Origin of the sequence: Martelella mediterranea, assembly GCF_004342225.1 — a bacterium.
Taxonomy (GTDB): domain Bacteria; phylum Pseudomonadota; class Alphaproteobacteria; order Rhizobiales; family Rhizobiaceae; genus Martelella; species Martelella mediterranea_B.
In genome coordinates, this window is the sequence record NZ_SMAR01000021.1 from 19,139 (window position 1) to 42,765 (window position 23,627).

Below are 23,627 nucleotides of genomic sequence, written 5' to 3' on the forward strand. Positions count from 1 at the left end.
TAAGGGGGGATTCGGTTTCGTGCCAGTCAGATTGCGCAAATTTCTGGGAACGATCGTAATTGTCGCACTTGTGATCATTTACGCGCTGGTCGCGACTGCCGTTGCGACTGTGCTTCTCGGCGACCAGCCGTGGTGGATTGCCCTGCTCTACTTCCTGCTGACGGGGCTTTTATGGATCCTGCCGGCCATGGTTATCATCCGCTGGATGGCTGGGCCGCCATCAAACAGTGATTAACCCCTTTATCTTTAGAACTGAATTTGTCCTGGCAACGGAACGGATAGTCTTTTCCAGCATTGAAATGCGTGTAAGCTCGATGCATCTGGAAAAAAGGCAGGGAATTGAAAACGATGATTTCACCACAACAACTTCGTGCCGCCCGCGCACTGCTTGGCCTGTCAGACACAGAATTTGCCGCCCGTGCCGGCATCTCAGCAGACGCTCTTCATGCTGCAGAGACCGACGGCACTTCTTATGATCAGGCTGTCTCTGAGCAGATTAAGAAAACACTTGAGCAGATGGGTGTCGCGCTGATTGCCGATGGAGAAGGTGGCGGTGGGTGCGGCGTTCGCATGAAATCTCCGCGCGAGGCTGAAGATGGTATCCGTCCGGAAGATCTCAACGCCACCAATGATGACTGACAGGGGCGCATCTCAGGCCCGCTTCTGCCAGCGTCCATCCGGTCCCTGCTGCCAATAAGTGAGGCTGTGTGACCCACCGCGCAGTTTTTTCCAGCTCTCGCGCGCATGATTGAGCTCGTCATTATCATGACCATCAAACATGACGACAACGCGCTGATAACGTTCGATGTCGGCAACCTCGGCGGTCTCAACATAAAAACGGATATCTGACTGGTTGGTATCAGCGCTTTGGATCGTCAGCAGTACAGGCTGTTCTGCGGTCCCTTCTTCGCTTTCGACGCCATGGGGAATGAAGCTGTCGGCGCGAAATGTCCAGAGCAACTGATCGAGGCGATCACACATGCCTTCGCTTGTGGCCTGAACCGTAACGCGCCAACCGCGTTCAACACTCTTTTCCACGAGCGGCGGAAGCGCTGCATCAAGCTTTGATTCGGTCAGGTGATAAAACAGAACCTCGGTCATGAAGCCGCGCTCCTTGCATTCTAGAGCGCAGTGCATCCATTCGGATGCACAAAGTACGCTCTAACCCACTCAATCTAAACATCGTGCTTTCCGAAAATCGATTCCGGTTTTCGAGCCGATGCTGTCGTCAGGCGTTATCCTCATAGTGGGCACGAACAAGTTCATCGAGCAGACGCACGCCGAACCCGGATGCCCAACCACGGCTGATTTCAGTCTTTGGCGAACCCATGGCCGTTCCGGCAACATCCAGATGCGCCCATGGCGTGTCACCAACAAACCGCTGAAGGAATTGGGCTGCGGTGATCGAGCCTGCATTACGCGACCCACCGGTGTTGCGCATATCTGCGAACCGGCTGTCGACCATCTTGTCGTATTCCTCGCCGAGGGGAAGCCGCCACAGCTTTTCAGCCGTTGTCAGGCCTGCATCGTAAAGCTCGCCTGCCAGCGTATCGTCATTGCTGAACAGGCCCGCGTGATGGGTTCCCAGAGCCACGAGAACCGCGCCGGTCAGTGTCGCCAGATCAATCATGAAGCGCGGCTTGAAGCGTTCTTTTGTATACCAGAGCGCATCAGCCAGAACGAGGCGACCTTCTGCATCGGTATTGATAACCTCAATCGTCTGGCCGGACATTGAAGTCACGATGTCACCGGGGCGTTGCGCATTACCGTCCGGCATGTTCTCAACCAGTCCGAGAATGCCAACCGCATTCACCTTCGCTTTCCGGGCAGAAAGGGCATGCATCAGGCCGATAACGGCGGCAGCACCGCCCATGTCACCCTTCATGTCTTCCATTGAAGCCGGTGGCTTGAGTGAAATACCGCCAGTGTCAAAAACAACGCCCTTGCCAACAAAAGCCACCGGAGCGTCGTCTTGTTTGCCGCCGTTCCAGCGAATAACCGCCAGATAAGGCGGGCGAACAGACCCCTGCGCGACGCCGAGCAGTGCCCCCATGCCAAGTTCTTCCATCTGAGCACGGTCCAGAATATCGACCTCTGCGCCCAGTTCTTTCAGTTCCAGTGCCTTATCGGCAAATTCTCGCGGTCCCAAAACGTTGGCCGGAAGATTGACCATGTCGCGCGCCAGCAGAACGCCGCCGCCAATTGCCTTGCGCTCTTCAAAGGCGCGGGTCGCTTCCTCTGCGGCGGCGGTTACAATTTCCACCGATATTTCAATATCTTCATCCTTCTTCTTGGTCTTGAACTGGTCGAAGTTGTAGGTGCCAAGAAGCATTCCCAGAGCAAAATCTGCAGCATTGGCTGCGCTGGTATCTGCACCGGGTGCATCGATGAAGATGACCAGTTTCTTCGCTTTCCCGGCAACTGAAGACGCCTTTCCGCCAGCGCGCATCCAGTCATAGCCAGCCATTGTTGCAGGCTCGCCAAGACCGATCAGGCAGAGCCGCTCAGCATCGCTGTTGGCAGGTGCGAGCATGTCCAGTGTCAGGCAGAGTTCAGATTTAAAATCAGCAGTAGCGATAGCGCGGCTAATCACCCCGTCAATTCCCTCACCAAGGGCAGGAAGTCCTGCAGGCTTTCCGCCTTTTGTGACAAGAGAAATCGCGGATGCGCCCGCAGTTTGGGCCGAAGTAGCAAAGGAAATTGAAAAACTCATGATGAAACTCCCGATCCTGATGGGCACTGGCGGCTTTTAACGAATCCACCTTCGAGGCCGTTTGCCAATGTGTAAGCGTTGTTATCACAACTTAGCAAGGACGGTTGACCGGGACGCAGGAACTCTTAAAAACTCCGTTGAACGACTGCCCCGATATCTGGGCCGTACCATTTCCTTCGCTCCAGGTGAGGACGACCCGACTTGCAAAGCATTCCACCGCGCGGCACCTGCCGTAAACTCGCAACATCTGTCAGCGCAATGCAGCCCGTGACGCTTGCATTCTGGAGTGTTTTTGCGCTGTGGTGGCTCATCCTCGCCGTGTTTTATCTTTTCCCCGGGCTCGACATTGCCGCGTCCCGGCACTTTTTTGTTGAAACGGTCTGCGGCACAAGTGAGCCTGCCGGTACGATATGCGGAAGCTTCCCGATATCTGAGAATCAGGCTCTCGAGGTTCTTCGCAGTTTTTATTTCTATCTTCCTGTTCTTTTCGGGCTCTGGGTGATCTACCAGTTGATTCTGGCCTGGTCGCATCACGGTGCCAGCTATGACAAAAAACGGATCAACCGGCTGCTGGCTGGTCTCGTTTCGCTGATCATCGGCCCCGGCCTCATGGTCAATGAGTTCCTCAAGAGCACCTCTCACCGCCCTCGCCCGCGCAACACAGACTTTTTTGGCGGGGATCTTGTTTTCTTTCCTGCCGGAGATTTTGGCGGAGCTTGCGGATCCAATTGTTCATTTGTGTCTGGTGAGGCTGCCGGCGCAGGGTGGCTGTTTTGCTTCGCCCTGTTTCTGATCCCGAAAAAATACCGCCCTTTGTTCATGCCTTTGCTGATCGCGATCTCGTTGACGATGCCCGTTATGAGGCTGGCATATGGTGGCCACTATCTTTCGGATATTTTGCTGGGATGGCTCTCGTCGGTGGTCGTTTTTCTCGGTATTCTGACTTTTTTTACCAAAACTGAAACCAAACCGGCGCCGCCGATGTGAAGTGTGCCGTTTTGTGTAAAAAATCAACCTAATATTCAGCACCTTTGCGATTTAACGGCTATAACGATATGACAACTGCGATAACCGCGAAAGTGCTCAGCAAAGTGCCATGAAGATACTGGAACGCTATATATTTTCGCGCGTGGCACGCATGTTTCTGGCAGTCTTGGTGCCGGTCATCGCTATTTTGTGGCTCACACAAGTCCTCGGGCGGATTGACCTTGTGACTGATAGCGGTCAGTCGATTGTATCCTTTATCACGCTCGCGACGCTGATTCTGCCGACAGTTATTCCAACCGTTCTTCCCTTTGCCGTCGTGCTTGGGACCGCGCAGACGCTTACTGCGATGAACAACGATTCCGAACTCGCTGTCATCGATGCCGGAGGGGCCGCCCGCTCAGTCGTTTACAAGCCTGTTCTGCTGTTCGCTGTTCTGTTGTGTGCGTTCTCCTTTGTTCTCGATAACTATATCGAGCCTAAATCCCGCGCTCAGGCCAGAGTGGTGATTGCCTCGGTTTATGCGGATCTGCTGTCATCCGTCATTGAGGAGAAAACGTTTCGCGAAGTTGAGGATGGCCTTTTCATCCAGATTTCGCAAAGAATGTCAGGACGGGTTCTCAAAGGGCTTTTCGTTGCAGACTATCGTGAACCGGATAATGCCTACATTTACTATGCCAAGGAAGGCGCTGTGGATCCAGGCGGTAGCCAGCTGATTATGAAGGACGGGCAGGTTCAGCGCGAAGATGCCGCCGGGAACGTTTCCATTGTTCAGTTCGATTCTTATTCCTTCGATCTCTCTGCGCTCACGGAAGACCGCAGCCAGACCAGCCGGCGAGCGACAGACCGTGGACTGGGCTACCTTCTGAATCCGCCTAAAGATGATCCGGATTATCTTGGAAATCCGGGTGCTTATCGTGCTGAATTAACGCGCCGTCTTACCGATTGGACGCTTCCGCTGACCTACGCGATCTTTACAATTCTTATCGTCGGCGATGCGCGGTCTCATCGTGAACGCCGCATGCCGCCCATGGCAACGGCTTTCGGGCTTGCCCTGTTTCTCAGGCTAGCGTCACATTTCAGCACAAACCAGGCGGAAAACGATCCGGCCTTCATCTATATCGCTTATGCGATTGCGATTATGACACTTCTGCTCGGCGTCTATCTTCTCCTGAAGCCGCGGCGGGCACGGCGGCGCGGATTACTTCTGAGCGTTTTGGGAAATCCTGGCAAAGGAAATGCCACGAATGGAGAAGAGCAATGATCTTCTCCACACTCGGGCGCTATTTCCTGAAAGCTTATTTTGCCACTCTTGGATGGTTTTTTGTTGGTGTCGTTTCGATCATTTATCTGATCGATTTCAGCGAAGTGGTTGGCAATATATCTGCAGCGGCCGGTCAGGGTATCGGCGACGCTCTTTTGATTACGGCGCTGAGACTGCCCTATATTTTTCAGCAGACAGTGCCGTTCATTGCCCTGTTTGCGGGCATGGTGACCCTTATTGCGCTGAACCGTCGTTACGAACTTGTTGTAACCCGGGCAGCGGGCATCTCGGTCTGGCAGTTTATGACTCCCTTCGTGGCTGGCGCTTTCATTCTAGGGCTCTTCAGTATTCTGGCTTTAAATCCGCTTGCGTCCTGGAGCCAGCAGCGCGCGACCGCGATCCAGTCCGTTGGCAGTAACGGAAACAGCGATACAATTCCCTGGCTTCGCCAGCGAACCGATGGGCAGGATACGATTATCGGCGGTCGGGCGATTACGAATAATGGTACTCAGCTTGTCGGCGCTGTGGTGATCTTTTTCGGTGATCAGGGGCAGATTACAAAAAGGCTGGATGCGCGCACGGCGACTTTGAGCGATGGCTGGTGGGATCTGGAGGAGGTTACTCAGATCGTACCAGGGGATCTGACGACTCAGATGGCGACGACCAGAGTGAAGACCAATCTTGAACAGAAGTTTGTGCAGCAGAGATTGCTTCAGGCAGACTTGGTTAATTTTTATGATTTGCCGGAGAGTATCCGGAAGGGCCGGCAGTTCGGAGTTTCGACAAAAGCCCTTGAGACACAGTACAACTACCTGCTTTCGCTGCCCTTGCTGATGGTGGCGATGACGCTGATTGCAGCAACGGTATGTCTGAAGTTTTCACGATTCTCTCAGTCCCCTGTGGTGATTCTGGGTGGAATCCTGTCCGGCTTTCTGCTTTATGTGACAAGCGTACTTGTTAAGGCATTTGGCAGTAGCGGAGTTCTGCCGCCGTTGGTTGCGGCGTGGATACCTGTGGTTGTCGCTATGGCATTGGGATTGACGATTTTGTTGCATCAGGAGGACGGTTAGTGGCTCGGCGTATTTTGAGCAAACCGCATCTCGCCGGGCTGTTTCTGCTCGCGAGCGTTGCCTCCGTGGCAATCACAGCATCTTATTCTCCGTCTTCGGCGCAGTCCGCTGCGCCTGTTTCCGATTCGCTGCCCCAGGGTGAGGCAGAAGGCAAAATGCTGCTTTCTGCCAATGAGCTCGTGTATAATCACGATACGCAGAAGGTTTTTGCGCTTGGTGGCGTTCAGATTTTCTACGACGGGTATCGGATGGTTGCCGATAAGGTCGAGTATGACCAGAAGGCTGGCCGTCTGATGGCGTTTGGCGGCATCGAGGTTATCGACCCCGATGGGAACAGGATGCGCGGTGAACAACTGGATGTCACCGATGACTTCGCCAATGGCTTTGTAGACGCAATCAGTGTGCGTACACCCGATGATCTGTCGATCGCCGGCGAGCGTGCTCAGCGTGTCGACGGCAACAAGATGATTGTCGAAAAAGGTGTTTATACGGCCTGTCTTCCTTGCTCTGAAACGCCCAAAAGGCCGCCTTTCTGGCAGATCAGAGCAGAGCGTGTAATCCAGAATGGCGAGACCCACACGATCCGCCTGGAGTCGCCGCGCTTTCAGCTCCTCGGCCAGACCATCGCCTTTCTACCTTCGATTGAGGTTCCCGATCAGACAATCAAACGTAAACGAGGTTTTTTGTTCCCTTCTATGAGCATGGCTGAAAATCTCGGCTTCGGTTTGTCGGTTCCCTACTACTTGCCGATCAGTCCGAGCTCGGATGTCACCTTCACCGGAACGGGATACACGCAGCAGGGCTTTCTGCTCGACGTCGAATATCGCAAGCGCTACCGAAACGGTGAGCATATCTTACGGCTGGCCGGCATTGATCAGATGAAGCCGGATAATTTCCGGGCAGACACAAGTGATGCTGAGGCCAACGGCCGTGGAATGATCGCGTCAACTGGCCAGTTTCGTATCAACCCGCGCTGGGTGTTCGGCTGGGATGTTATGGCGCAGACGGATAGTAACTTTTCCAAGACCTACAGCATCGCCGGTCACTCCGATGATACCTTTAACAACCAGATCTATCTGGAAGGTCTGGGCAAACGCAGCTCATTTTCAGCAAAAGCGAATTATTTCGACGTTCAGGATGCCGACACGCAAAATGCGTCGGAAAAGAAGCAGGCGATTGTCGCTCCGGTTATCGACTATAACTATATCGCTCCGGAACCTGTCAAAGGTGGTCAGCTTACAGTCACAAACAACCTCACAAATATTATTCGCCGTAAAAGTGATGTCGATCCTACAAGCGTGAACGACCGTTTCCTTGGCCTCGAAGGCTCCAGCACCCGTCTGACAAGCGAGCTCAGCTGGAAACGGACATTCACGACCTCGGGTGGCCTGCAACTCACCCCGCTTCTGGCAGCCAGAGCAGATGGTTATCTGCTGGATGTCGATGCGCCGAACCAGATTGATCCAAGCTCTTATCATTACGATGGCAACTTTGTGGATCAGAGCACAGCGGCTCGCGGCATGGTGACCGCAGGGCTTGAAGTTCGTTATCCCTGGATTGCGACCAATGGCTTCAGCTCACATGTTTTCGAGCCGATTGCTCAGGTTTTTGTTCGACCGGATGAACCTCATGCCGGTGGATTGCCGAACGAAGATGCGCAGAGTTTTGTCTTTGATACGTCTAACCTTTTCGAGCGTGACAAATTCTCTGGTTTTGACCGTGTTGAAGGCGGCACTCGTGCAAACCTGGGGTTCCGTTACACCGGCGACTTCGATTCCGGCATTCAGGTTGAAGGTGTATTTGGTCAGTCGTTCCAATTGGCTGGCGAGAATTCATTCGCTCAGCCCGACCTTGTCGGTGTCGGCATTGATTCAGGCCTGGAATCTTCGCGATCGGACTATGTCGGGTCGGCTGCGGTGCGGCTGCCTGATTATGGCCTGACTCTCAGCGGTGGTGCACGTTTCGATGAAGAAAACCTTGCGCTTAACCGCACCAGCGCAGCAATAGACTTCACGTCTCTGCACTTCGATACCGGGCTGGATTACAACAGTGTTGACGCCCAGCCGGGCTATGCATACGAGGAAGACAATCGCGAGCTGAAATCAACCAGTACAATCAAGTTCAATCAGAACTGGTCTGTTTCCGGCTCTGCGACCTGGGATATGACAGACAAGCAGATCACCCGTAGCTGGGTTGGCCTTACCTATGAAGATATCTGCACGGCATTCTCACTGGTTTACAAACAGCGCTTTGAAGATGGCGGTCAATCTGCCGTGAACTGGTCGATTGGTGGCCGTCTCACTTTCCGCACACTGGGAGATATTGCGGTTGGCTCCCTTGACGGCGACACATTCAATTAACCAATTTTATCGCGCCTGTATCTTGTGTTTATAAAGTATTGCTGAAATGCATGGCTTCTGGTGCCTTGCTTTTGCCTCAGGAATAGACCAGAAATAGCGCTGAATTCATTGGCATTTGAGCCATTTATATAGAGATATCAGCCGATGCCTGATGATACAGTTCACGGCTGCATCCGCGTCCTTTGGAAAGGATATCGAATGAGAACCGCTCGTTTTACCGTTACCGCTCTGACCGCCGTCATGATAGCGGTCGCTGGTGTCACTGCCGCCCCGTCTTCACCAGCTATGGCAAAGACCGTCGATATCGCCGTCATTGTCAACAATATCCCGGTCACGAATGACGATATCAGCAAGCGCCGTAACCTGCTCCGCCTCATGGGAGAAAAAGGCAATCTGAACGAGAAGGCGCGCGAAGCCATGATCGATCAGGCCTTGCAACAGTCTGAGATCGCGTTCCGCCGGATGTCTGTTACGAGTGACGAGGTTGACCAGGCTTTTAATAATTTTGCGCAAAGCAACGGCATGTCCGTCAATCAGATGGAACAGGTATTGCGGCAGGCCGGTGTCGGTGTTGACCACTTCAAATTTTATATGGCCATCACGATGAGCTGGAAGAATATTTTGCGCGCTCGTTATGGCGGCGGCGGCCTGCTTCCTCAGGATGAGTTTATTGCACAGCTTCAGGAAGCAGAAAAAGAAGGTAAAAAACCGCATACTTATGAGTATCAGCTAAAACGTATCGTTTTTGTCGTACCGGAAAAGGAGCGGGCCTCGCTTCTCGGGAAGCGCAAGCGCGAAGCAGAGGCGTCTCGTTCGAAATTTCCGGGATGTGATCAGGCGATCGACTTTGCAGCAGCGCGCAACGATGTAACCGTGCTTGATCTCGGGCGGTTTCTTGAACCGCAATTGCCTCCCCAGTGGAAGGATGCGGTCGTAAAGGCCAAAGGCGATACGACGTCGGTTCAGACATCCCCCTACGGCGCTGAGTTTCTTGCTATTTGCAAGAAAACCGAAACCAGTGACGACTACGCCGCCCGGCTGGTCCTGAGCTCGAAAGAAGACTCTGCTGAGACCGATTTCAAGAAAGAAAACGATCAGTATATGAAGGAACTTGAAGACAAAGCGCAGATCGTGACGCCTGGCAAGAACTAGAACCAATCCGGAGCATTTCGCCATGGCGCTGCCTCTAGCTTTATCTCAGGGAGATCCCGCTGGCATAGGCCCGGAACTTGCCATCAAGGCCTGGGTCAACCGCGTCGAGTCGGGCGTGCCGCCATTCCTTTTCTTCGGCGATCCGCGCATTCTGAAGCAACGCGCTTCGCTTCTGGGCTTTGGTGACGTGCCTGTGGTCAACGCGTCACCGGAAACAACTGTTGCGACCTTCAGCGAAGCTCTTCCGGTCTTTGCAATCGATGCAGCTTGCCCGATAGACCCCGGCAGGCCCGACCCGATGTCTGCGCCCGGCACAATTTCAGCGATAGAAACTTCGGTAAAAATGACAATGCGCGGCAAGACTGCGGCAGTTGTTACAAATCCGATAGCGAAATCCGTACTTTACGAGGCCGGGTTTAAGTTTCCCGGACACACAGAATTTCTGGCAGAACTTGCAATGAAAGAGACCGGTGAGCGTTATCGTCCGGTGATGATGCTTTCTTGTCCGTCGTTAAAGGTTGTGCCTGTTACAATCCACATTCCGCTTGCTGATGTTCCTGCGGCGCTCACCTCAGATCTGATCGTTGAGACGGCGCGCATTACTGCTCAAGATCTCACAACACGATTTGGCATTAAGCAGCCGGTTCTCGCCTTTTCCGGCCTTAACCCGCATGCAGGCGAGAGCGGTACGATCGGGCGCGAAGATGAAGATATTATCCGCCCGGCGCTGCAAATCCTGGAACGTGAGGGGCTGAAGGTCAAAGGCCCCTTGCCTGCTGATACGATGTTTCATGCCGCAGCGCGCTCAAGCTATGACGTTGCTCTTTGCATGTATCATGATCAGGCGCTCATACCGGTCAAAACCCTTGGGTTTGAGGATGGAGTGAATTCGACACTCGGTTTGCCTTTCGTTCGAACATCCCCGGACCATGGAACCGCGTTTGCAATTGCGGATAAGGGGGTGGCCGCCCCTTCAAGCCTCATGGAAGCATTGAAACTTGCCGCACAGATATCCTCTCATGGAACCGGCCGATGAGCGCAATTGACGACCTTCCTCCATTGCGCGAGGTTCTGGCGGAGTATGAACTGAATGCGAAAAAGGCACTCGGTCAGAATTTTCTTCTGGACCTGAATCTCACGCAGAAAATTGCGCGGACAGCCGGTTCACTTGAAGGTGTACATGTTATCGAGGTTGGCCCCGGTCCCGGCGGTCTGACGCGGGCTATTTTGTCTCTGAATGCGGAAAGGCTGACGGTCATCGAGCGAGACGGGCGCTGCCTCCCGGTTTTAGCGAAGATTGCTGAGCGCTACCCGGAACGGCTCGAGATTATCAATGGCGACGCGCTTGAGCAGGATTTTACAGCTCTGGCGGGCGGCAAGCCCGTCAAGATCATCGCCAATCTTCCGTACAATGTCGGGACGCAGCTTTTGGTTAACTGGCTGCTGCCTTCCGGGTGGCCGCCCTGCTGGCAGTCACTGACGCTGATGTTCCAAAAAGAAGTGGCGCAGCGCATCGTCGCTCGTCCGGGTGACAAGCATTATGGGCGCCTTGGCGTGCTTGCCGGATGGCGCAGCGAGGCTCGCATCGCCTTTGATGTGCCACCACAGGCGTTTACACCACCACCAAAGGTAACATCCAGCGTTGTAAACCTGACGCCTCGTGCCCGGCCCTTTCCTGTTGCTGCCGATAAACTTGAAAAGGTTACACAGGCTGCCTTCGGGCAGCGCCGGAAAATGCTGCGTCAGAGTCTGAAAAGTCTCGGTGGTGAAACACTGCTTGAAAAAGCCGGCATCGACCCGAAGCGGCGCGCTGAAACGCTCAGCGTTGAAGAGTTCTGCAACCTCGCCAGTCTGCTCTGAACGCCGGACGGTCAGAGCAGATCCATTTCCGGCAAGCGTTTATTCGTTTAGCAGAGCCGCGACGTGGTCCGGTACGGTCCTCACATAGTCGCGCTTGGCTCTTTCTGCCCTGAGGATTGATCGCACAAGATCATATGCGTCATCAAGGTCATCATTAATGACGACATACTCGTAGTCCCGCCAGCGTGCGATTTCGCCGGTGGCATTGGTCAGTCGGACTTCCATTGCGTCTTTGCTGTCTTCTGCGCGTGCCTGTAGCCGCGCTTTCAGCACCTCCATTGAGGGAGGAAGGACGAAGATGCCAACAACATCATCCGGCATTTTCTGCTTTAATTGCTCAGCACCCTGAACATCAATGTCAAAGAGCACATCGTGGCCCGCTGCGAGTGACTTTTCCACGGCTGCCTTTGGCGTGGCATAGAAGTTGCCATGCACTTCCGCCCATTCCAGAAAAGCCTCGGAATCGCGCTGTTTCTTGAACTCTTCAACAGACAGGAAGAAATAATGAACGCCTTCAGACTCACTTGGGCGCTTCTGGCGTGTTGTTGCACTGATCGACAGGTCAATCAGTGGGTCTTCTTTCAGAAGGCGACGGGCAATCGTCGACTTTCCTGCACCTGACGGGGCCGCAAGCACAAGCATAACGCCACGCCGGCTGGCGGCTTCACCATGATTTGCTGCATCACCCATCTCATCACTCCAGGTTTTGTAATTGTTCGCGAAACTGGTCGATCACCGTTTTTAACTCAAGGCCTGCCGATGTCACAGCCACAGCATTTGATTTTGAACAGATCGTATTGGCTTCGCGATTGAACTCCTGCGCGAGAAAGTCGAGCCTTCTTCCACATGGTCCACCTTGATCAAGGAGCGCACGGGCAGCTTCAATATGAGCATAGAGGCGGTCGATCTCTTCTCTGATGTCGGCCTTTGTTGCCAACAACATTGCTTCGGCATGCAGTCGGTCGTGATCAAGTGTATGGGCAGCGTTCATAAGCTGACCGATCTGAGTTTCCAGTTTGCCCAGAATCGCACTCGCATTTCTGGACGGGTCACACTCAATCTGCTGTGTCAGTTGTTCAATTCGGTCTATCTGTCCGGAAAGAACGGCGCTGATCTTTTGCCCCTCTGAAGACCGGGCTTCAAAGAGCTGATCGAGAGCATACGTAAATGCCTGCATGATCTGCTGATCACGTTCGGCAATTGTCTCTTCGCTGTCATCAGCCTCACGGAATTCTGCGATCCCGCGAATATTCAGCAAACGATCCACACTCATCGGGGATTGATCAACCGCCTCACCGAGACGCTTTTGCAAGTCGATAACTGCGTCCAGAGCCGTTTCATTGACAACCAGCGAAAGTCTGCTCTCCGTCAGCGATACCGACAAGCCGATCTGAACATTTCCCCGGGTTAACTGACGGCTGGCAAGATCCTTGACCGGCGTTTCAAAGTGCTCAAACCCTGAAGGTAACCTTAGGCGGAGATCAAGTCCCTTCCCGTTGACCGAGCGAAATTCCCAGACCCATTGGTAGCGGCCCATTTGCCCCGAACTTCGCGCAAATCCAGTCATTGATTGGGTGGTCAACTTCATTCTCCCGCAGTCTTCGGTGCCAAATCCGATAGCGGTTTAACATCAAATTCGAAGAAGCGCATAATATGTATCAATTGAGATGCCGTTTTGTCGTCGGCAGTGCGTCACCACTGGCCGCGAGCCGACCAGTGGTGAAAAAAGACGGGCGCGGCCGGTCAGTTGGACTGACTGCCGGAGGCTTCCAGCTTGCGCCACGCACGAACGTTGGCGTTGTGCTCACGCAGTGTCTTTGCAAAAGCGTGCCCACCGGTTCCGTCTGCCACAAAGTAAAGTGCGTCGGTCGATGCCGGATGCGCCACGGCTTCCAGCGCAGCGCGGCCCGGATTGGCAATCGGTGACGGTGGCAAACCGTCGATCTTGTAGGTATTGTAAGGTGTTTCCTTATCAAGATCTGACCGATAGATCGGACGGTCAGAGGGTTTGCCCTCTCCGCCGAAAAGCCCATAGATTACGGTCGGGTCAGACTGCAGACGCATACCCTTGTTCAGCCTGTTGATGAATACGGCTGCAACGCGCGGTCGTTCACTTGGTACACCCGTTTCCTTTTCAACAATTGAGGCCAGCGTGACAAACTCATTCTTGTCGTCGATGGGCAGGTCCTTGTCGCGGCGTAACCAGATTTCGTCGACAAGCTCGTCCTGCCCCTCACGCATTTCCTCTACAATTTGTGAACGTGGTGTACCACGCGCAAATTTGTAGGTTTGCGGCATCAGACTGCCTTCCGGCGGGCGTTCTTCGGGCAGGTCGCCGGTCAGATTGGGATCATCTCTCAGTCGATCAAATATCTCTGCAACTGTGAAGCCCTCAGGGATCGATACGCTGTACAGGATCGATTTGCCGGATTCGAGCAGATCCGCAACCTCTTCCATCGAGGCGCCTGCTTCAATCGCGTAGTCACCTGCCTTGAGCGTACGTCCGTCGCGATAGCGTGCTGCGGTGATGTATCTGAAAAGTCGCGAATCGGTGACAATGCCTTCGCGCTCCAGCTGCCGTGATATTTCGTTCAACCCGGACCCGCTACGAACTGTGAACTCTTCGGCAGTCTCAAGCGGCCCGGCGGAACGGTAAGCCGACATCGCCCAATAATATCCAGCCAATGCAGCAACACATCCCAGAACGACGATTGTCATGAGAAAATTCAGGAAAATCACGAACTGACTTTTAGCCCTGTGAGAACGTTGTCTCGGCTCAGGCACTCGCTCCGGGCGAAGCGCTTCTTTTGCGGATTTGGGCACGATACGTTTCGTGCGCTTGTGCGACCGGCCATCGTTTTCCTGGTCATGATCTTGATCGGAACCGCTCACCAGACCCCCTTGTTCGACCGCATAAGGTCGTAAAACTTACTCGCCTGCTTCAAAGAACTATATCTTTCTGGCGATTGATTAGGATGATTCTGTACCGACAGAAAAGATGTCGCTAACAACAGAAAACGGCTGCAAAATGTCAGCCGTTTTCCTGCTTGAAACCTGCTACAGCATCGGCCCGAAAATCGGAATCGATTTTCGCAAAGCACGATGCGTAGATTCAAAAGATTAGAGCGCCTTTGTGCATCCGAATGGGTGCAAGGCGCTCAAAGTGAAGAAACGTGCTGTTTAAGCCTCGAAACGGCGCAGCACGAGAGACGCGTTAGTACCACCGAACCCGAATGAGTTCGAAAGGGCGACATTGATATCCCGCTTGCGCGCGACCTTCGGCACAAGATCAATAGGCGTATCCCGTTCCGGATTATCAAGGTTGAGCGTCGGAGGGGCGATATTGTCGCGAATGGCAAGTGTCGAGAAGATCGCTTCGATTGCGCCGGCTGCACCCAGAAGGTGTCCCGTTGCCGACTTTGTCGAGGACATCGAAACCTTCGAGGCGGCATCGCCCATCAGACGCTCGACAGCGCCAAGTTCGATCGTGTCCGCGATGGTCGAGGTGCCATGTGCATTGATGTAATCAACATCTTCCGGCGAGAGGCCTGCGCGTTTGAGAGCCGATGTCATGCAGCGGAAGGCACCCTCACCGTCTTCGCTCGGCGCTGTAATGTGGTAGGCATCGCCACTCAGACCATAACCGACAACTTCGGCATAAATCTTTGCGCCTCTGGCCTTGGCATGCTCCAGTTCCTCGAGGACCAGAACGCCTGAGCCTTCACCCATGACAAAGCCATCGCGATCTGAGTCGTAGGGACGTGATGCTTTTTCGGGCTGGTCGTTGAAGCTGGTTGAAAGTGCCTTGCAAGCGGCAAAGCCGGCCAGCGACAGACGGCAAAGCGGCGATTCGGTGCCACCGGCAACCATGACGTCTGCATCACCGAATGCAATCAGACGGCTTGCATCACCAATGGCATGAGCGCCAGTCGAGCAAGCGGTTACAACGGAATGATTCGGGCCGCGCAACTTATGGCGAATGGAGACCTGTCCCGAAGCCAAATTGATCAGGCGACCCGGGATGAAAAACGGTGAAATCCGGCGCGGACCACGGTCACGGAGCGTGTAACCAGCTTCGACAATACCTTCCAGACCGCCAATGCCTGAGCCGATCAGAACACCGGTTGAGATCTGGTCTTCGTCATTTGCAGGGTGCCAGTCGGCGTCAGCAAGCGCCATATCGGCGGCAGCCATGGCATAGACGATGAAGGGATCGACCTTGCGCTGCTCTTTGGGTTCAAGCCACTGATCGGCATTATAAGTCCCGTCAGACCCATCGCCCAGAGGGATGGAACAACCAATCTTGGCTGCAAGATCGTCTGTCTCGAAAGCCGTGATTTTACCTGCTCCGCTCTTGCCTTCAAGAAGGCGTGACCAGGTAACTTCTGTGCCACATCCAAGCGGAGTGACCATGCCCATTCCGGTGATTACGACCCGCCTCATCGTCGGCTCTACCTCTCACGTTCATTCACATTCTAGAGCGCCGTCACATCCATTCGGATGCACAAAGGACGCTCTAACCTATTGAATCTACGCATCGTGCTTTCCGAAAATCCATTCCGATTTTCGGGCTGATGCTGTAATCCGTCGGTTCTCACTATCCTGCAAAGGAGCGAAGACGACGCATATGAATAACCGGCCACTCACCGCGACCAGAAGATAAAAAAATGGCCCGTTTTCACGGGCCGATCAAGGCGGATTCGCACGAACATTGTGGAACCCGCCTGCATTTCACGAGAAAAATCAGGCCTGAGACTTCTCGATAAACTTGATCGCGTCACCGACGGTCAGGATCGAGTCAGCGGCATCATCGGGAATTTCAACGCCGAATTCTTCTTCGAAGGCCATGACCAGCTCAACGGTATCGAGCGAGTCCGCGCCGAGGTCATCGATGAAGCTTGCGCTTTCAACAACCTTGTCAGCGTCAACGCCCAGGTGATCAACTACAATTTTCTTAACGCGTTCTGCGATATCGCTCATGTCGGTTTCCTCGACCTGTCTCAATTACTATGGGATGCCACCCCATCCACCAAAGTGAACGCCGACCGTTTCCGAAAAGGTGGACAGAACCGGCGGCAAACATGTGAACCAGCATCCATTCTGATCGTGCCGTTAAGTAAAATACGGACACAACCGTTTGGACTGTTCGATGCAGTCTCGGCCCGCTTACCATGGTTTAATCATGGCGCAAAGCCTAAAATACGCGGTTATCAGGCTTCATGGCGCAATTCCTCACACCAGAAGCACACAAACCAGCGTCATCTTATATCATCGCCATGCCGCCATTGATATGCAGCGTCTGGCCAGTAACATAACCGGCTTCTTCTGAAGCCAGATAAATCACTGCGGAGGCAATGTCATCACCGCTGCCCATACGCTTCATCGGGACAGCAGAGAGAATCGCATCTTTTTGCTTCTCGTTGAGCTTGTCGGTCATGGCTGTCTCGATAAAGCCCGGCGCAACACAGTTCACAGTCACGTTGCGAGGCGCAACTTCCTGCGCCAGAGATTTGGAGAAACCAATCATACCAGCTTTCGAAGCACAATAGTTAGCCTGCCCCGGATTTCCGGTCACACCGACGATCGACGTAATGTTGATCACGCGACCATAGCGGCGGCGCATCATTGGATGCATCAGCGTTCGGGTCAGCAGGAAGGCTGCGGTCAGGTTGACCTCAAGCACGCTCTCCCAGTCTTCATCGCTCATGCGGACAAACAGCCCGTCTTTGGTAATACCGGCATTGTTGACAAGAATATCAACGCCTTCCAGCTCGCTTTCAACCTTGGCACCGAGCTCTTTGACGGCTTCGCGATCCGACAGGTTCGCCGGAAATGCGTGCGCGCGTTCGCCGAGTTCTGCAGCAAGAGCCTCGAGTTTTTCGGCACGCGTGCCATGAAGTGCAACAGTTGCACCCTGCGCATGGAGCTTGCGGGCGATTGCCTCACCGATGCCGCCGCTTGCGCCTGTTACCAGAGCCTTACGGCCCGTCAGATCCAACATTTCGTAACCCCGTCCGTTGAATTTTCATTCAGGAAAACGGCAGTGCCGATTACCCGTCATTCGTTTTTTCAGTTCCAGCCTTGAAAACCACTGGTCCGTCTTCAGCCCTTCAGCGCTTTCAAAACATTATCGATATCATCCGGAGAAGACACAGCAACACCATTCAGCGACCGGTCAATGCGGCGTGCCAAACCGGTCAGGACTTTCCCTGCTCCGATTTCGTAAAGTGTGCTGACCTCATTGCGCGCAAACCATTCTACGCTCTCGCGCCAGCGAACGCGCCCGGTAACCTGTTCCACCAGAAGACGCACAATTTCATCCGGATCACTGACCGGCTCTGCAACAACATTGGCAATAACGGGCACCACGGGCGCCGCCTTGCTGACTTCGGCCAGCGCTTCTTCCATTGCAGCGGCTGCTGACGCCATAAGCTTTGAATGAAAAGGTGCTGAAACAGGCAGCAGAAGCGCGCGCTTCGCGCCCTTCTCACCGGCAATTTCGACGGCCTTTTCAACCGCGTCCTTTTCGCCGGAAATTACGACCTGTCCGCCACCATTATCATTTGCGATCTGGCAAGCGCCGAATTTCGATGCATCTGAACAAAGTGATTCCACCTCGTCGAAGGAGAGGCCGATGATCGCAGCCATTGCCCCCTTACCGACCGGAACAGCGGCCTGCATCGCATTCCCGCGAATACGCAGCAGACGCGCAGTATCGGCGAGTGAGAAGGTTCCGGCCGCACACAAAGCGGAATATTCACCCAGTGAATGGCCGGCGACATAGGAAATGTCGTTTTTCAGGTCGAGGCCTTCACTTTCCAGCGCTCGAATCACTGCGACAGACACAGCCATCAGAGCGGGTTGGGTATTGGCTGTCAGCTGCAGAGCGTCTTCGGGGCCTTCCCATATTGTTTGCGAAAGCTTCTCACCGAGCGCGTCATCCACTTCTTCGAACACGTGGCGAGCAACTGAAAAAGCCTCTGCCAGTGTCTTTCCCATGCCAACGCTCTGACTTCCCTGTCCGGGAAAGGTAAATGCGGCTGTCATTTCAGGGTTCCTTCCGCCTGGTCATTTCCGCAATTTTAGAACTTGCGAAAATGAATGAACCATTTGTATTTTGGCAACTCTCAAAGCTCTGGTCACGAGCCGTGGTTGCCGTAAAAGTGTTTTTCCAATCCACACTTCAAGGCGGCAAGTCAATAGTTGAAGGTCTATATCGCCTTTCTATATCAAGCGTGCGCCTACGGACTTCTGTGTCTGAAACCGGGACTCAGAAAGCTATAAAAATTGATGTAGTAAGTTAAAAAATTAAGGTAACCGAATGAAAATGAAAGATTTAGGCAGAACAGGAATTTCAGTTTCCGAGATCTGCCTCGGCACAATGACCTGGGGTTCTCAAAACACAGAGGCTGAGGCCCATGCGCAGATGGATTATGCCGTGGAAAATGGCGTTAATTTTATTGACACAGCCGAACTTTACCCGGTGACGCCGCTGAGCGCTGAAACACAGGGGCGCACTGAAGATTATATCGGAACATGGCTTGAAAAGCGTGGAAAGCGCGATGACATCATTCTCGCAAGCAAGGTCACGGGTCCGGGGCGTCCCTGGATTCATGAAGGTAAACCACTCACCCCGCAAATCATTCGTGATGCTCTGGAAACCAGTCTGAGACGACTGAAAACGGATTACCTCGATCTCTACCAGATCCACTGGCCAAATCGTGGTCATTTCCACTTCCGGAACAACTGGGGCTACAATCCGTATCATCAGGACCGTCATCAGGCACGCATCGATATCGAGCTGACGCTGGATACGCTGGATAGCCTAGTCAAAGAAGGTAAGATCCGGGCCATCGGCCTTTCAAATGAAACGACATGGGGTACCCAGAAATATCTGACACTTGCGGAGATGAAGGATCGGGTTCGCGTTTCAACGATCCAGAATGAATATTCTCTGCTCTACCGTCACCACGATCTCGATCTGGCGGAGCTTTCGCATCACGAGGACGTCGGACTGCTGGCCTACTCGCCTCTGGCGACCGGTCTTTTAAGCGGCAAATATCTCGGCGGTAAGGTTCCTGCCGGATCTCGGGGAGATATTGGCGGTGATCTCGGCGGGCGGCTTAACGAAAGGCAGGAACCTGCCGTTCAGGCCTATTGCAGAATAGCCGAAGAATATGGCCTGAGCCCGGCACAGATGGCATTGGCATTTGTGCTTTCCCGCCCGTTCGTCACGGCTGCGATCATTGGTGCGACGAAGATGGATCAGCTTAAGACCAATATTGGCGCTGCTGATGTCGCCGTTACCGATGAGATACTGACTGAAATTGCAGCGGTGCATCGCGAATATCCAATGCCGTTTTAAGACATGACAGATGGCTGCATTGCAATTTCCTGATCTGCGCACCATATTCCCTCCAATAGCGGGGGCATGTTCTTGTTTTTCCTTCAAGCTGCCAGCCATTACTGACTGACAACTCGTTTCGAAAGGCAGGATTCCCGGATGGATTATCTGTTCGTCGCCCTGGGTCTGGCCGGGCTTTATTTTGGCGCAGAATGGCTTGTTCACGGCGCCGTATCCGTTGCGCGCAGGCTGGGTGTTTCTGCCCTCATCGCTTCACTCATCATCGTTGGGTTCGGCACTTCGCTCCCCGAGCTCCTGGTGTCAGTTCGTGCTGCAACGACCGGCGCTGCCGGCATTGCTCTTGGCAACGTGGTAGGATCGAACATTGCCAATATTCTTTTGATCATCGGCGCCAGCGCGGTGATTTTCCCGATTGCCGGATGGGATAAATCCGTCAAACGTGATGTTGCGGCGATGGTCGGATCAGCAGCCCTTCTTCTTGTTCTCGTTCAGTTCAGCGTCATCGGTCGCGCAGCGGGTCTTCTGCTGCTGATATTGCTCGCGCTCTATCTTTTCAGAACCTATCGCGCCGCACGCGCAGGAGAAGCTGACCTTGAAGAGCTACCAACAGACACCCTTGCGACCGGAAAAGCGACACTCTTTATTCTGCTTGGCCTTGTTGTTCTCGTCGCCGGTGCTGAATTCCTGATTCGTGGCGCCACCGATCTGGCCAGCCAGTTCGGCGTCTCGGATGCCGTCATCGGCCTGACGGTGGTCGCACTTGGTACTTCCCTGCCGGAGCTTGCAACCGCGATTGTTGCTGCAAGCCGCAAGCATTCAGATGTTGCGGTCGGAAATGTAACCGGATCTTCGATTTTCAATACGCTTTGCATCCTCGGTCTTACTGCGGTGATTGCTCCGATGCCGGTGGAGGACAGTTTTGCGAAATTGGATGTGCCGGTCATGCTGGCGGCCAGCCTGTTCTTTGGAGGGATGCTGTTCTTCGCCCCCAAATTTCATCGGGCAACGGGCCTGGGAATGCTCATAGCCTATGGCGGGTATATCGCTTATCTTGTTTGATCTTACGCGTTTCAGGCGGCCAGATCGCTTTGTTTGCCTGATTGAAGCTGCTGTGCTTGCCATTCTGTGGAGAATGTGTATAAGCGCGCCATCCGATATGTTCGGTCTTCTGGCTGGTGGCTGAACGGAGGGCCGTTTTCTGTTTTCAAGAAAACGTCTGGCACGTAAAAAGTGCTTGCCTCCCGTGTCGCCGCTCTCGACCGTCTCGTCAAACGCTTTTCTTGCCGGGGATTTCCCCTTCAGGAGCAGTCGTTGAGGCTTAGCCGCCGAGGTCCGGACATCGAATGCAAGAAAGGCAAATACCAATGGCACTTTATGAACACGTGTTTCTGGCGCGCCAGGACGTCACGGCCCAGCAGGTCGACGCGATCGTCGAGCAGTACAAGGGCGTAATCGAAGAGCATGGCGGCAAAGTTGGCCGGATCGAAAACTGGGGTCTTAAGTCCCTCACCTACCGGATCAAAAAGAACCGTAAAGCACACTACGCTTTGATGGACATTGATGCCCCGGCTGCTGCGATCCACGAAATGGAACGCCAGATGCGCATCAATGAAGATATTCTTCGCTACATGACCATCAAGGTCGAAGCACACGAAGAAGGCCCGTCGGCGATGATGCAGAAGCGTGACCGCGACGATCGTCCGCGCCGTGATGGCGGCAATCGCCGTCCGCGCAACTGATCATCAAGGTTCAAGGAGAGTATAAAATGGTAGCTATCGCTTCTATCCCGACCCGCCGCCCGTTCAATCGCCGTCGCAAGACCTGCCCGTTTTCCGGCGCGAACGCACCAAAAATCGATTACAAGGACGTTCGTCTCCTGCAGCGCTACATTTCCGAGCGCGGCAAGATCGTTCCGTCCCGCATCACCGCCGTCAGCCAGAAGAAGCAGCGTGAACTCGCACGCGCAATTAAGCGTGCCCGTTTCCTCGGCCTTCTGCCTTACGTCGTTTCCTGATCGATGACTTTGGGAAGAGGCGCCTTCTGCGCCTTTTCTTTTGGCTCCTGTGCGGTGGGCGCGCAGCAGCTTTTTGAAAACCCAGGTTGAGAAGCATTTTATCTATCTGCGCTTCTCTAACTGCTTTGAAAGCAGGACAGCGAAATGAAGACCATCAACGGCAAAACATTGCTGATCGGTGCGCTTGCCGGATTGAGCGCTTTCATGCTGGCCTTTGCCGCAAGCATGAACGTGTTGTTTTCAACACTGCTCTCCGCGGCTTCCGCTCTTCCAATTCTGATTGTTGGCCTCGGCTGGGGCAGTGTGGCGGCGATTGTGTCAATCGTTGTCGCTGGCGCTCTGGGGGCTGTGATGGGGTCGCCTTTTTTTGCCCTCTACATTCTGGTTGCCACCTTTCTTCCGGCTGGCTGGCTAAGCCATCTGGGTAATCTGGCCCGGCCTGCCTCTGAGCTTGGCGGGCCTGAAGGTCTGACGGCATGGTATCCGCTTTCTGACATCCTTCTTCATTTGTGTGGCGCAGTCGCGCTCGGCCTCATTATTGTCGGGGCAATTGCAGGTTATGGTCCGGATACGACCGGTGAACTGATTGACGCATTCATTTCTGCACTTGAAACGCAGGATCCACAAATCGCCGCTGATCCCGCGATGATTGAACAGTTCAAGAGTATGTTCGTCATCATGGTCCCGATGGTTCAGGGCGCGATGTCGGTGATCATGCTGTTCATTGCCTATCACATTGGCGTGCGGATTGCCGGAGCATCCGGTCTCACTGGACGGCCGCGGGAAGACGTGGCTCAGGCGCTTCGAATGAACACGAACGCGATTTTCGTATTTCTTGGCGCTTTGGTTCTGACATTTTTCGGAGGTGTGATTGGCTTGATCGGCGCTGCCTGCCTTGGGGCGTTTGGCGGTGGCTTTCTTCTGGCTGGTCTCGCCCGCATGCACCTTGCGGCACGTGGTCAAAGCTGGCGCTTACCGGTGATCGTTCTCTCCTACCTGTCCCTGATGTTTACATTCCCGGCTCTGATCTTCGTGATTATGGGCCTCACTGATACGCGCCGTGCCATTGCGCTTTCCAGTGGCGCTTCCAACGACGAAACAGAAAACGACAACTGAAACAAAACACCTGAAAGGAAATCAAAATGGATGTTATTCTGCTTGAACGCATCGCAAAGCTCGGTCAGATGGGCGAAACCGTAAAGGTTCGTGATGGCTATGCACGTAACTACCTTCTGCCGACCGGCCGCGCCCTTCGCGCCAACGATGCCAACAAGGCACGCTTTGAAGCTGAACGCGCTGTTCTTGAAGCCCGCAACCTTGAGCGCCGCAGTGAAGCGCAGAAGATTGCTGACACGCTTGATGGCAAGTCATTCATCGTTGTTCGCGCGGCTGGCGAAACCGGTCAGCTCTACGGTTCAGTTGCCACCCGCGATATCGTCGAAATCCTCGGCGAAGAAGGCTACCACATCACCCGTAACCAGGTCGTTCTCAACAACCCGATCAAAACGGTTGGCCTGCATAAGGTCGAGATTCAACTCCACGCCGAAGTCTACGTCACCGTTGAACTGAACGTCGCCCGTTCCGCTGAAGAAGCCGAGCGTCAGTTGCAGGGTGAAGACCTCACTTCAGCTGATGCCATTTACGGCGTTGATGAAGATGCGCTTCGTCCGGAAGACTTCTTCAATCCGGATGCTGACTATGATCTCGATGAAGAGGACGGCGAAGAGGCTGCTTCTGAGTCGGAAGAAGAAGAAGAAAACAAAGGCGAATAAGGTTCGTTTTGTTCTCACTTTAAGATCTGGCCCGGTTTCCGCTGAAACCGGGCTTTTTCTTTTTCTTCATCGA

Annotated in this window: 25 protein-coding genes; 16 read left to right on the forward strand and 9 right to left on the reverse strand. The window is 53.9% G+C overall.

Annotation, left to right across the window (positions count from 1 at the left end):
* Window positions 1-19 precede the first annotated feature (19 nt).
* Both EDC90_RS13365 and EDC90_RS13370 read left to right on the forward strand, forming a co-directional pair.
* Window positions 20-235, forward strand: coding sequence for a DUF2842 domain-containing protein (locus EDC90_RS13365; protein WP_132312451.1), 216 nt, complete (start codon window positions 20-22; stop codon window positions 233-235).
* Window positions 236-348: 113 nt separating this feature from the next.
* Window positions 349-639 (forward strand): DNA-binding protein, encoded by a 291-nt coding sequence (locus EDC90_RS13370; RefSeq protein WP_132312453.1) that lies wholly within the window; start codon window positions 349-351, stop codon window positions 637-639.
* Between the two features lie 12 nt (window positions 640-651).
* Here EDC90_RS13370 and EDC90_RS13375 read toward each other — a convergent pair whose 3' ends face one another.
* Together EDC90_RS13375 and EDC90_RS13380 are read right to left on the reverse strand one after the other, a co-directional pair.
* On the reverse strand, window positions 652-1,101 hold the full coding sequence (locus EDC90_RS13375; RefSeq protein ID WP_132312455.1) for a DNA polymerase III subunit chi: 450 nt from the start codon (window positions 1,099-1,101) through the stop codon (window positions 652-654).
* Window positions 1,102-1,228: 127 nt separating this feature from the next.
* Window positions 1,229-2,713 (reverse strand): leucyl aminopeptidase, encoded by a 1,485-nt coding sequence (locus tag EDC90_RS13380; RefSeq protein WP_132312457.1) that lies wholly within the window; start codon window positions 2,711-2,713, stop codon window positions 1,229-1,231.
* Between the two features lie 201 nt (window positions 2,714-2,914).
* Here EDC90_RS13380 and EDC90_RS13385 point away from each other — a divergent pair, with 201 nt between their 5' ends.
* The 7 genes from EDC90_RS13385 to rsmA all read left to right on the forward strand — a co-directional run bounded on the left by EDC90_RS13385 (window position 2,915) and on the right by rsmA (window position 11,403).
* Window positions 2,915-3,700 carry a phosphatase PAP2 family protein gene (locus EDC90_RS13385; protein ID WP_245511053.1) on the forward strand — a complete coding sequence of 262 codons (786 nt, stop codon included), beginning with the start codon at window positions 2,915-2,917 and terminating at the stop codon, window positions 3,698-3,700.
* Between the two features lie 109 nt (window positions 3,701-3,809).
* Window positions 3,810-4,961 carry an LptF/LptG family permease gene (locus EDC90_RS13390; RefSeq protein ID WP_132312459.1) on the forward strand — a complete coding sequence of 384 codons (1,152 nt, stop codon included), beginning with the start codon at window positions 3,810-3,812 and terminating at the stop codon, window positions 4,959-4,961.
* The gene (lptG, locus tag EDC90_RS13395; RefSeq protein ID WP_132312461.1) at window positions 4,958-6,031 is read left to right on the forward strand and encodes an LPS export ABC transporter permease LptG; all 1,074 of its coding nucleotides are present in this window, start codon (window positions 4,958-4,960) and stop codon (window positions 6,029-6,031) included. The genes EDC90_RS13390 and lptG overlap by 4 nt, the downstream gene beginning before the upstream one ends.
* Window positions 6,032-6,186: 155 nt before the next feature.
* Window positions 6,187-8,391 (forward strand): LPS-assembly protein LptD, encoded by a 2,205-nt coding sequence (locus EDC90_RS13400; RefSeq protein ID WP_432420006.1) that lies wholly within the window; start codon window positions 6,187-6,189, stop codon window positions 8,389-8,391.
* Window positions 8,392-8,589: 198 nt separating this feature from the next.
* Window positions 8,590-9,543: a peptidylprolyl isomerase gene (locus tag EDC90_RS13405; RefSeq protein ID WP_132312463.1), complete on the forward strand. Its 954-nt coding sequence runs from the start codon at window positions 8,590-8,592 to the stop codon at window positions 9,541-9,543.
* A gap of 22 nt (window positions 9,544-9,565) precedes the next feature.
* Window positions 9,566-10,579: a 4-hydroxythreonine-4-phosphate dehydrogenase PdxA gene (gene pdxA, locus EDC90_RS13410; protein WP_132312465.1), complete on the forward strand. Its 1,014-nt coding sequence runs from the start codon at window positions 9,566-9,568 to the stop codon at window positions 10,577-10,579.
* Window positions 10,576-11,403 carry a 16S rRNA (adenine(1518)-N(6)/adenine(1519)-N(6))-dimethyltransferase RsmA gene (gene rsmA, locus EDC90_RS13415; RefSeq protein ID WP_132312467.1) on the forward strand — a complete coding sequence of 276 codons (828 nt, stop codon included), beginning with the start codon at window positions 10,576-10,578 and terminating at the stop codon, window positions 11,401-11,403. Before pdxA ends, rsmA begins: the two co-directional genes overlap by 4 nt.
* Window positions 11,404-11,442: 39 nt before the next feature.
* Here rsmA and gmk read toward each other — a convergent pair whose 3' ends face one another.
* The 7 genes from gmk to fabD form a co-directional block, all read right to left on the reverse strand.
* The gene (gene gmk / locus EDC90_RS13420; protein WP_132312469.1) at window positions 11,443-12,093 is read right to left on the reverse strand and encodes a guanylate kinase; all 651 of its coding nucleotides are present in this window, start codon (window positions 12,091-12,093) and stop codon (window positions 11,443-11,445) included.
* A 4-nt stretch (window positions 12,094-12,097) separates the two neighbouring features.
* Entirely contained in the window at window positions 12,098-12,985 is an 888-nt protein-coding gene (locus EDC90_RS13425; RefSeq protein WP_132312471.1) for a YicC/YloC family endoribonuclease, read from the reverse strand.
* 161 nt (window positions 12,986-13,146) lie between these two features.
* Window positions 13,147-14,295, reverse strand: coding sequence for an endolytic transglycosylase MltG (mltG, locus tag EDC90_RS13430; protein ID WP_132312473.1), 1,149 nt, complete (start codon window positions 14,293-14,295; stop codon window positions 13,147-13,149).
* Window positions 14,296-14,583: 288 nt separating this feature from the next.
* Window positions 14,584-15,846 (reverse strand): beta-ketoacyl-ACP synthase II, encoded by a 1,263-nt coding sequence (gene fabF / locus EDC90_RS13435; RefSeq protein WP_132312475.1) that lies wholly within the window; start codon window positions 15,844-15,846, stop codon window positions 14,584-14,586.
* 300 nt (window positions 15,847-16,146) lie between these two features.
* Entirely contained in the window at window positions 16,147-16,383 is a 237-nt protein-coding gene (locus EDC90_RS13440) for an acyl carrier protein (RefSeq protein ID WP_132312477.1), read from the reverse strand.
* A gap of 283 nt (window positions 16,384-16,666) precedes the next feature.
* Window positions 16,667-17,404, reverse strand: a complete 738-nt coding sequence (gene fabG / locus EDC90_RS13445) for a 3-oxoacyl-[acyl-carrier-protein] reductase (protein ID WP_132312480.1) — start codon at window positions 17,402-17,404, stop codon at window positions 16,667-16,669.
* Window positions 17,405-17,505: 101 nt separating this feature from the next.
* Window positions 17,506-18,450: an ACP S-malonyltransferase gene (fabD, locus tag EDC90_RS13450; RefSeq protein ID WP_132312482.1), complete on the reverse strand. Its 945-nt coding sequence runs from the start codon at window positions 18,448-18,450 to the stop codon at window positions 17,506-17,508.
* Here fabD and EDC90_RS13455 point away from each other — a divergent pair.
* From EDC90_RS13455 to rplI, 7 genes are all read left to right on the forward strand, one after another.
* Window positions 18,438-18,707, forward strand: a complete 270-nt coding sequence (locus tag EDC90_RS13455; protein ID WP_132312485.1) for a hypothetical protein — start codon at window positions 18,438-18,440, stop codon at window positions 18,705-18,707. The genes fabD and EDC90_RS13455 overlap by 13 nt on opposite strands.
* Before the next feature lie 17 nt (window positions 18,708-18,724).
* The gene (locus tag EDC90_RS13460; RefSeq protein WP_132312488.1) at window positions 18,725-19,768 is read left to right on the forward strand and encodes an aldo/keto reductase; all 1,044 of its coding nucleotides are present in this window, start codon (window positions 18,725-18,727) and stop codon (window positions 19,766-19,768) included.
* Window positions 19,769-19,906: 138 nt separating this feature from the next.
* A complete protein-coding gene (locus EDC90_RS13465) occupies window positions 19,907-20,827 on the forward strand; it encodes a calcium/sodium antiporter (RefSeq protein ID WP_132312491.1) in 921 nt (306 codons plus the stop codon).
* A 305-nt stretch (window positions 20,828-21,132) separates the two neighbouring features.
* Window positions 21,133-21,507: a 30S ribosomal protein S6 gene (rpsF, locus tag EDC90_RS13470; protein ID WP_132312494.1), complete on the forward strand. Its 375-nt coding sequence runs from the start codon at window positions 21,133-21,135 to the stop codon at window positions 21,505-21,507.
* 26 nt (window positions 21,508-21,533) lie between these two features.
* The gene (rpsR, locus tag EDC90_RS13475; RefSeq protein ID WP_018062978.1) at window positions 21,534-21,782 is read left to right on the forward strand and encodes a 30S ribosomal protein S18; all 249 of its coding nucleotides are present in this window, start codon (window positions 21,534-21,536) and stop codon (window positions 21,780-21,782) included.
* A 144-nt stretch (window positions 21,783-21,926) separates the two neighbouring features.
* Entirely contained in the window at window positions 21,927-22,898 is a 972-nt protein-coding gene (locus tag EDC90_RS13480; RefSeq protein ID WP_132312496.1) for a DUF2232 domain-containing protein, read from the forward strand.
* A gap of 26 nt (window positions 22,899-22,924) precedes the next feature.
* Window positions 22,925-23,554 carry a 50S ribosomal protein L9 gene (gene rplI, locus EDC90_RS13485; protein ID WP_132312499.1) on the forward strand — a complete coding sequence of 210 codons (630 nt, stop codon included), beginning with the start codon at window positions 22,925-22,927 and terminating at the stop codon, window positions 23,552-23,554.
* Window positions 23,555-23,627 lie beyond the last annotated feature (73 nt).